This is a genomic window from Brachybacterium sp. HMSC06H03 (genome assembly GCF_001807385.1).
Lineage (GTDB): Bacteria > Actinomycetota > Actinomycetes > Actinomycetales > Dermabacteraceae > Brachybacterium > Brachybacterium conglomeratum.
This window is the reverse complement of record NZ_KV788819.1, coordinates 1-7,726: the sequence shown is the minus strand read 5'-3', so window position 1 is coordinate 7,726 and position 7,726 is coordinate 1. Positions and strand designations below refer to the sequence as shown.

Annotated in this window: 9 protein-coding genes and 1 pseudogene; 5 read left to right on the top strand and 5 right to left on the bottom strand. The window is 73.1% G+C overall.

Going from position 1 to position 7,726, the window contains the following annotated elements:
• Positions 1-813 (top strand): hypothetical protein (locus tag HMPREF3159_RS09995; protein WP_246821599.1); only part of this gene is annotated, 813 nt, incomplete at its 5' end.
• Positions 814-825: 12 nt separating this feature from the next.
• On the opposite strand, the gene HMPREF3159_RS09990 is transcribed toward HMPREF3159_RS09995, so the two are convergent.
• The 4 genes and pseudogenes from HMPREF3159_RS09990 to HMPREF3159_RS09975 all read right to left on the bottom strand — a co-directional run.
• Positions 826-1,533 (bottom strand): GntR family transcriptional regulator, encoded by a 708-nt coding sequence (locus HMPREF3159_RS09990; protein ID WP_070500897.1) that lies wholly within the window; start codon positions 1,531-1,533, stop codon positions 826-828.
• A gap of 244 nt (positions 1,534-1,777) precedes the next feature.
• Entirely contained in the window at positions 1,778-2,797 is a 1,020-nt protein-coding gene (locus HMPREF3159_RS09985) for a Gfo/Idh/MocA family protein (RefSeq protein WP_070500896.1), read from the bottom strand.
• Positions 2,791-3,783: a Gfo/Idh/MocA family protein gene (locus HMPREF3159_RS09980; RefSeq protein ID WP_070500895.1), complete on the bottom strand. Its 993-nt coding sequence runs from the start codon at positions 3,781-3,783 to the stop codon at positions 2,791-2,793. Before HMPREF3159_RS09980 ends, HMPREF3159_RS09985 begins: the two co-directional genes overlap by 7 nt.
• Positions 3,784-3,877: 94 nt before the next feature.
• Positions 3,878-4,204: pseudogene (locus tag HMPREF3159_RS09975) on the bottom strand (transketolase C-terminal domain-containing protein); the annotation flags it as partial.
• Between HMPREF3159_RS09975 and HMPREF3159_RS17115 the strand changes: the two are divergent.
• The 4 genes from HMPREF3159_RS17115 to HMPREF3159_RS09965 all read left to right on the top strand — a co-directional run bounded on the left by HMPREF3159_RS17115 (position 4,145) and on the right by HMPREF3159_RS09965 (position 6,465).
• Positions 4,145-4,624, top strand: coding sequence for a hypothetical protein (locus HMPREF3159_RS17115; protein WP_141748173.1), 480 nt, complete (start codon positions 4,145-4,147; stop codon positions 4,622-4,624). The pseudogene HMPREF3159_RS09975 and the gene HMPREF3159_RS17115 overlap by 60 nt on opposite strands.
• Before the next feature lie 72 nt (positions 4,625-4,696).
• A complete protein-coding gene (locus HMPREF3159_RS17110; protein WP_141748172.1) occupies positions 4,697-5,425 on the top strand; it encodes a hypothetical protein in 729 nt (242 codons plus the stop codon).
• 36 nt (positions 5,426-5,461) lie between these two features.
• The gene (locus HMPREF3159_RS09970; RefSeq protein ID WP_246821598.1) at positions 5,462-6,052 is read left to right on the top strand and encodes a MarR family winged helix-turn-helix transcriptional regulator; all 591 of its coding nucleotides are present in this window, start codon (positions 5,462-5,464) and stop codon (positions 6,050-6,052) included.
• A 101-nt stretch (positions 6,053-6,153) separates the two neighbouring features.
• Positions 6,154-6,465, top strand: a complete 312-nt coding sequence (locus HMPREF3159_RS09965; RefSeq protein WP_070500893.1) for a monooxygenase — start codon at positions 6,154-6,156, stop codon at positions 6,463-6,465.
• Between the two features lie 102 nt (positions 6,466-6,567).
• Here the strand turns inward: HMPREF3159_RS09965 and HMPREF3159_RS09960 are convergent.
• Positions 6,568-7,726, bottom strand: a 1,159-nt coding sequence (locus tag HMPREF3159_RS09960) for an aminotransferase class I/II-fold pyridoxal phosphate-dependent enzyme (protein ID WP_070500892.1), incomplete at its 5' end; no start/stop codon positions are given.

The following is a 7,726-nucleotide window of genomic DNA, read 5'->3' as shown; positions in this document are numbered from 1 at the left end:
CTGCGCGCCCCGGCGCCGCCCGCGCCCGGGTCGTGGGCCGCCGGCACCGCACCCCTCGAGGGCACGGTCCATGCCCCGCGCTCCCGCTCGGTCTCGCTGCCCCGCAGGCGAGGGCGCTGGCTGACCGTCGGCGTGCCGGTGGTGCTCGCGGGCGTGCTCGGGATCAGCAGCTTCATGCTCCTCGGGGTGAGCGCCCTGGTGGGCGGGGCCGGTCTGCTCACCCCGTTCCTGGCGAGCCTCGGCATCGCCGCGGTGGCGGGCGGCGGCAGCGCGTTCCTGCTGCGCAATCGTCGACCGAGGCCGACGCGCCTGGGCCGCTCCGCGGAGGAGGTCTCCTCCGGCACCCGGGCGATGCTGGAGAAGATCGTCAAGGACTCCACCCAGCAGCGCCGGCGCATCCATCGGATGCGGCGCCGGATCCAGGGGCCGACGGAGAAGCGCCTGCTGGACCGCGCCGAGACCCTCCTGCTGCGGGTCGACGCGCTGCTGGGCTCGGCGGCGCTGCAGTCCCGTCGCGCCTCGGACCCCGACGTGATGCTGCTGGAGGGCATGACCGAGCGCTACGTCCCCGAGCTGGTGGGCGCGCTCGAGGACACGGTCGGCTTCCTGACCCCCACCTCGACGGAGGACACCCGCACCCGCGCGGCGGGGAACCTGCAGCGCATCGAAGAGCAGCTCGCCGTGCTGGACGGGCGCCTGGACCGGCTCGAGCACGAGGTCGTCTCCGGCGTCTCGCGCACCCTCGACGTGCACTCGGAGTTCCTGCGCGCCCGCTTCTCGGAGCCGTCGGCGGATCCGGCCGCCGACCGCTGAGATCGCGTCCCGTCAGCCCTTCGCGGTGCCGCCGGCCTCCCCGGCCTCGGCGACGGCGTGGGAGCGCTCGAGAACGGCGGCGAGATGCTCGTCCAGGGCCTGCAGCGCCCCGTCGTGGTGGTGGCGGCGCACCTTCTCGAGGATCCTTCCGTGCTCGGTGTAGGCATCGTGGACGTCGAGCGCGGCGGGCCCGCCCACCCAGGTCTGCCGCATGCGATGGGTGTGGGCGCGGACCGTCTCGACCATCGTGGAGAGGTAGCGGTTCCCGGAGTGGTCGAAGAGGGCCTGGTGGAAGGACCAGTCGGCGTGGAAGTGCTCCTGGAGCAGCTCGATGCTCACCTCGCCAGCGGCCTCGATCCGGGCGATGACGGCGCCGTGGGCGGCGTGCGCCTCCTCGAGGGCGGCGAGCAGCGCATCCACGTCCTCGAAGGCTCGGCCGAGCGCGGCGGTCTCGACGACGCGTCGGGCATCGAGCAGCTCGGTCATCTGCTCGGCGTCGAGCATCGGCGCGACGACGTAGCCTCGCAGCGCCACGTACTCCACCAGCCCGGAGCGCTCGAGGGACACCATCGCCTCCCGCACCGGGGTCGGGGAGACCTCGAGGTCGCGGGCCAGCCCGTCGATGCTCAGCCGCGCCCCCGGCGGCCAGCGCGCCTCCAGCAGCCGCTGCAGGATCAGCTCCTCGACCTCGGCGCGCAGCACCTGCCGTCGCACAGCCATCACAGCACTCCCCTCTCTTCCCGGGCCCTGCGTCATCGCCTGTCCCGGCGGCGTCGATCGTCGCACGGGCGGGCCGCTCTCGGCGACGCACCCGCTCGACCGGCACCCTATAGGAAGTGTGGCTGAGGGGCCGACGGATCGCTGTGGCCCGGCACCTCACGCCCCGGCACCTCACACCCCGGCGCCGTGCGGCCCTCGGCACCGCTGGTCTCGCAGCACCGCACGATCCCCGGCGCCGCTCCCCTCATCCCGCGAGCGCCACCGGCTGCCCGGTCCGCACGGACTCCTGCGCGGCGGCGACGACGCGGACGGTCCGCAGCCCCACCTCACCCGTCGGCGCGGCCGCCTCGCCCGCGCGGACCGCGTCGAGGAAGGCGTCCAGCAGCAGGGCGTCGAGGTCGGTGCCGTAGGGCAGCCACTGGCCGGGCCCGCCCACGTGCTGGGCGAAGGCGTCGATCTGGAGCTGGCCGCCGGTGCCGAGGGCCTGGAGGGTGAGCCCGCCCCAGGTCGGCGCGTCGGCCGGCATCGACCAGGAGCAGTCGATCGTGGCGACGACGCCGGAGGCATAGGTCAGGGTGACGAGCCCGCCGGTCTCGGCGCCCTCCCCCGCACGGTCCGCGTACAGGATCCGGTTGGAGACGGCGTGGACGCTCTCGGGCTCCCCGAGCACGGAGTCGAGGATCTCGGCGAGGTGCACGGTGTGGTCCACGAGCGAGCCGCCGCCGGCGAGCTCGACGTCGGTGAACCAGTCGCGGCCCGCGGGGAGCTTGCCGTTGTTCGTGCCGGTGAGGCCGACGATCTCGCCGAGGGTGCCGTCGGCGACCGCGGCGCGCAGCGCCTGGACGGCGGGCGAGAAGTGGACGGGGAAGGCGGTCATCAGCACCACGCCCGCCTCACGGCAGTCGGCGACCATCTCCTCGGCGTCCGCCACGGTGGTCGCGAGCGGCTTCTCGCACAGCACGTGCACGCCGCGGCGAGCGGCCTCGAGCACGAGCTCGCGGTGGTGGGCGTTCGCACTGGTGACGACGATGGCGTCGGGGCCTTCCGGCCAGGCCTCCCAGGCGTCCTGGTAGCTGCCGACGACCCGCACCCCGCGCACGTCCCCGTAGCCGTCGGGATCGGCGACGACGAGGTACACGTCGGCTCGGGCCTCGAGCAGCGCCGCGTAGGAGAAGGCGTGGGTGTGGGCGCAGCTCATCAGCGCCACGCGCAGCGGGGCGTCGGCCGATGCGTTCGCGGGGTCCTGACCTGGGGCGTTCAGCATGGGATGCTCCGTCCGGTGCGCAGGGAGTCGAGGGCGGCGCGGGAGACCTCCACGGCGCGGGCGCCGTCGGCCGCCTCGACGCGGGTGGCGCCGCCGACGGTGACCGCGCGGGCGAACTCGGCGATCTCGGCGGCGTAGGGGTCCTCCATGGTGGAGACGTCGGGCAGGAAGCCGTCGCCGCTCGCCTGCCGGGCGGAGGCGACGTCGTCGAAGGTGATGCCGGCGTCGCCGGCGCTGTCGTACCGGAGGCGGCCGCGGTCGCCGGCGAGGTCGAAGGTGTAGCGGAACCGGGTGCCCTCGGGGCCCCAGAAGCCGCGGCAGTGGCTGAGCGCGCCGGAGCGGTGGGTGAGGACCACGTGGGCGGTGCGCACAGCCGGGTCGGAGGCGGCGACCTGCTGGCGGGCGTGGACCGAGTCCGCGTCGCCGGCGAGCCAGAGCGCCTGGTCGATGTCGTGGATCATCTGGTCCATCACGATGCCGCCGGAGCGCTCCTCGTCGGCGTACCAGTCCCGGTCCGGCAGGGCGCCGGTGCGCTCGAAGCGCAGCACGGCGGGGGTGCCGATCGCGCCGGTGCCCACGGCGCGCTTCGCCGCGGCGTACTGCGGGAACCAGCGCACGACGTGCGCGGGGAAGAGCAGGCGGCCGACGTTCTCGGCGTGCCGGGCCAGCTCGCGCGCCTCCTCGCCGGTCAGCGCGAGCGGCTTCTCGCAGAGCACGTCCTTCCCCGCGGCGAGGGCGGCGCGGACGATGCCTGGGTGTGAGGGGGTGGGGGTGCAGACGTCCACGACGTCCACCGCCGCGAGCAGTGCGTCGAGGTCCGGGTGCACGCGGGCCCCGGCCTCGGCGGCGAACGCCTCGGCGCCCTCGGGGCTGGTGCAGTGCAGCTCGGCGCCGAGCGCCTGCCAGCCGGGCAGATGGGCCCGGGAGATCCCCCCGGTGCCGACGATGCCGACGCGCAGCGCGGCCGGCGGGTCCTGCAGGGACATGGGTGCTCTCCGTCGTCGGAGCGGTCACGGTCGCCGTCGATCCTAGTCACGGCGTCGCGGCGGCGGCCACCGCGGTCTGGCATCGGCGCCCCGCTCAGAGCAGGGCACGCACCTTCTCCACGATCGCGCCGGTGCTGACCCCGTACCGGTCCGCGAGGGTCGGCAGCGCGCCGGCGTCGAGGAACTCGTCGGGCAAGGCGATGGGGTGGATCCTCTCCCCCAGCCCGTGCGCGGCGACGGTGCGGGCGACGATGTCGAACAGCCCGCCGACCACCGAGTGGTTCTCGGCGGTGAGCACCAGGCGGCCCTTGCCGAGCTGGGCAAGCAGCGACTCCTCGTCGAAGGGCTTGAGGGTGGGGCTGTGCAGCACGGCGACGCCCACGCCGTCGGCCTCGAGCGAGGTGGCCGCCTCGAGCGCCCGCTCGACGAGTTCGACCCTCTGGACTGGGTTCTCGGCACCGCCGAGGAAGCCGCAGGATGGACCTGGGACAACATCGGTGTACCGGTTGTGAACGGTCTGGCATCCTTCGGCCAGGCGATGATCGACAATCCTGCAGCAACCGGAACAATGCTCCTCGGACTCGGCATGACGGCACTTGGAGCTGCGGGAGAGGGTGTCGGAATCGCGTTGCTTCCGACTGGGCTGGTCACCTTCGGAGGGGGAACCGCAGCCGGCGGCGTCATGGTCGGATCGGCTGAACTCATAGCTGCAGGCGCTGCCGTCACGGCAGCCGGGGGCGGGATCCTTTTCGCAGAGGCGGTGAACGACCCTCAGTTCCCGGCGTCACCTCGCCAGAGAATGGGTCAGGCAACCGGACGGGACCGAGATCGGACTACGTGAGAGTTCACGCTCTGGGGGTCGCACGATCGACGTACGCCACCCTGATGGAACGACTGAGAAGGTGCACATCCGATGAGCTTGCATGAGGATGCTCTCAGCGGTGCATTCGAGACCTTGCGCGGGCAATGGGTCGAAGCGCTGGACATCGATGCCGGACAGACTCGACTGGTCACTAGTCGTGGAGCCGTTCTGCACGGAAAGTCGCCTGCTTCCGGAGGCGCACTGCTCACGGACGACAGTCGACTGCTTGGCTCTGTGATCACAGCATCAACGCTTGCCCCTGACGGTGTGTTGACACTCGCTCTCGCGCGTCCCGACAGCGGCAACACGATGCTCATCACGACCCGGGCACCATGGGCTCTCGAGTTCCCCCTCGGTGCCGCGATCGCCGCACGCGCAGACGGCCACATAGGCCGCCGCCCGGCGACCGGACCTAGGTTTGCAACGCCCCAAGCCCTGGATGAGTGGGCGACTTCTTCGCCAGACGAGGTCGAACAGGCCGTGCTCAATGCTGCTGCCGACGACTGGGTGAGTCCCGGCGACGTCGTCTCGGCACTGCTCCGCTCCGGAGTGAGTGATGATCGAGAGATCGAGCGACGCGGGATCGATGTCCTGGCACGACTTCTGGTTCGCGGGGACCTTGTGGCCGGATCGATCGACGATACCGGCTTCCACCCCGCGCCGGAACCAGTCGAGGCAGTCGTTGAGCACGTAGGCACCGTGTGGCAGGCACTCGGCGGGCGCCGTCCCGGACCTGGACAGATCGGGTGGTTCGATCTTCCTCCTGAAGAGAGCGTCTGATCCGGTAGGAGGGATGCAGGCGATGCCCCTCATCGAGTGGTGCATCTCGACCGGTATTCGCAGCCCGAAGCGGTCGAGATGCGCCACTCGATCCTCGTCCGGGCGGGCGGGGACGGGCCGGCCGGGGCCGCCACCGCCGCCACGGGTAAGATCTCCCGGGTGACCATCGAGGACCCGCGCTGGCTGACGCCCGAGGAGCAGGCCACCTGGCGGGCTCTCACGAGCCTCCTCGTGCGGCTGCCCGCGGCGCTCGACGCACAGCTGCGTCGCGACGCGGGGATCACCCACTTCGACTACCAGGTGCTCTCGCAGCTGTCCGAGCAGCCGGAGCGCCGCCTGCGCCTGCGTGAGCTCGCGGCGCGCGCGGACTCGAGCCTCCAGCGCCTCTCGCAGGTGGTCACCCGTCTGGAGACGAAGGGCTGGGTGGAGCGCCTGCCCGACCCGGCCGACGGACGCACCACCCTCGCCGTGCTCACCGACGCCGGCTTCGACAAGGTCGTGGCCACCGCGCCGGGCCATGCCGCCGAGGTGCTCGACCTCGCGATCGACCCGCTCGATCCCGAGCAGCTCCGCCGGATGCGGGAGATCGCCGAGCGGATCGTCGGGACGATCGAGGAGCGCCGGTAGGGCTCGACCCGGTGAGCAATCGGCAGCGATCACTCGACGCGGCCGCCGAAGCCGTGGTGCCGTAGGGGTCAGCTCATCCTCGACCTCCAGGAGTGATCCCCATGCCTCGCCTCGTCTCCATCGAGTTCTCGTCCGACGGCCCCTTCGGCGCGGAGGCCGCTGTCGCGTACGCAGAGCTGGCCGACGACATCGCCGCGGAGGACGGTCTGATCTGGAAGGTCTGGACCGAGGACCCGCGGACGTCCGTGGCGGGCGGCGCCTATCTGTTCGCCGACGAGGAGTCCGCCGAGCGATACATCCACAAGCACACCCAGCGGCTGGGCTCCTTCGGGATCACCGATGCGCGGATCTCGAACCTGGGCGTCAACGAGCAGCTCTCGGCCACCACCTTCGCCGTCCTGCAGCGCGACTGACCCGGGCGCGCCGCCCTCTCGTCCCGCCGGCCAGGACGATCGGGCGGCGGCACGCCTCGCGGAGCACTGGCCACCAGGCCTTCCCCCGCGCTGATGCTCGACCTACGCCCTGTCGGCCGCCGCAGGCGCTCCACCGGCCGCACCGACGAGATCCGTCGCGAACCGCTGCGCCTCGGCGCCGGTGAGGTCGTGGACGGTCAGGCGGAGGTGCCGAGAGGGATCGGCACCCGCAGAGCCCGGGGCGAGGCGGAACTCGTCGCCGGTGCGCACGCGCCATCCTCGACGGGCGAGCTCCGCCGCGACCTCCCGGGCGGGGCGCGGCACCGGGACCCACAGGCTCATCCCGTCGGCCGCCTCGGCGGGGAGACCGTGCGCCGTGAGCAGGCCGGCGACCTCGGCGTTCCGGGCGGCGTAGTGCTCTCCAGCGCGCTCGACGAGGGCGCGGGACGCGTCGTCGGCGAGCACCCCGTGGGCGAGTCGCTGCAGGAGGTGGCTGACCCAGGTGGTGCCGGGGCTGAGCCGCAGAGCGAGCCTGCCGGCGGTCTGGGGGTCGGTCGCAGTGACCGCGAGGCAAAGGTCGGGGCCGAGGAACTTCGAGACCGAGCGCACCAGCGCCCAGCGGCGGTGCCCCGCCGGGAGCGGCGAGCGGAAGGGCCGACGGGAGAGGAACGAGTAGTAGTCGTCGAGGACGACGAGCACGTAGGGGTGCTCGGCGAGCACGGCCCGCAGCTCCTCCGCGCGGCGGGCGCTGAGCGAGGCGCCGGTGGGGTTCTGGGCCCGCGGCGTGAGCACGACGGCGCGGGCCCCGGCCTCGAGCGCGGCGCGGAGCCCGTCCGCGGTCATGCCCTCCGCGTCGACGGGGACGGGAAGGGCCCGGTAGCCGGCGTGGCGGACCGTCTGGATGCTGGCCAGGAAGCACGGGTCCTCCAGCGCCACGGCGTCGTCGCGGACCAGGGACTGCGCCAGCAGCCGCTCGATCGCGTCGACGGCGCCGCTGGTCAGCGTCAGGTCCGCATCGGCGCCGGTGGGCACGTCGGGCGCGACCCAGTCCCGTGCCCAGGCCTCGAAGCCGGGGTCGATCACCGGTTCGCCGTAGAGCACGGGGCGGCCGATGGCGCCGACGAGCGCCGGGGCGAGGTCCGGGATGAGGGCGGGGTCGGGATTGCCGGTGCCGAGGTCGCGGAGCGTTCCCGCGGGAACGTCCGCGGCGCCCCGGTCTGCTCGCGGGGGGCCGCCGGGATCGTCGGGACCGCCGGGTCCG

Bases quoted from the DNA above. Each gene is read 5' to 3' on its own strand.
- HMPREF3159_RS09990 (WP_070500897.1), bottom strand. From the start codon at position 1,533: ATGGCTGTGCGACGGCAGGTGCTGCGCGCCGAGGTCGAGGAGCTGATC.
- HMPREF3159_RS09985 (WP_070500896.1), bottom strand. From the start codon at position 2,797: ATGCTGAACGCCCCAGGTCAGGACCCCGCGAACGCATCGGCCGACGCC.
- HMPREF3159_RS09980 (WP_070500895.1), bottom strand. From the start codon at position 3,783: ATGTCCCTGCAGGACCCGCCGGCCGCGCTGCGCGTCGGCATCGTCGGC.
- HMPREF3159_RS17110 (WP_141748172.1), top strand. From the start codon at position 4,697: ATGAGCTTGCATGAGGATGCTCTCAGCGGTGCATTCGAGACCTTGCGC.
- HMPREF3159_RS09965 (WP_070500893.1), top strand. From the start codon at position 6,154: ATGCCTCGCCTCGTCTCCATCGAGTTCTCGTCCGACGGCCCCTTCGGC.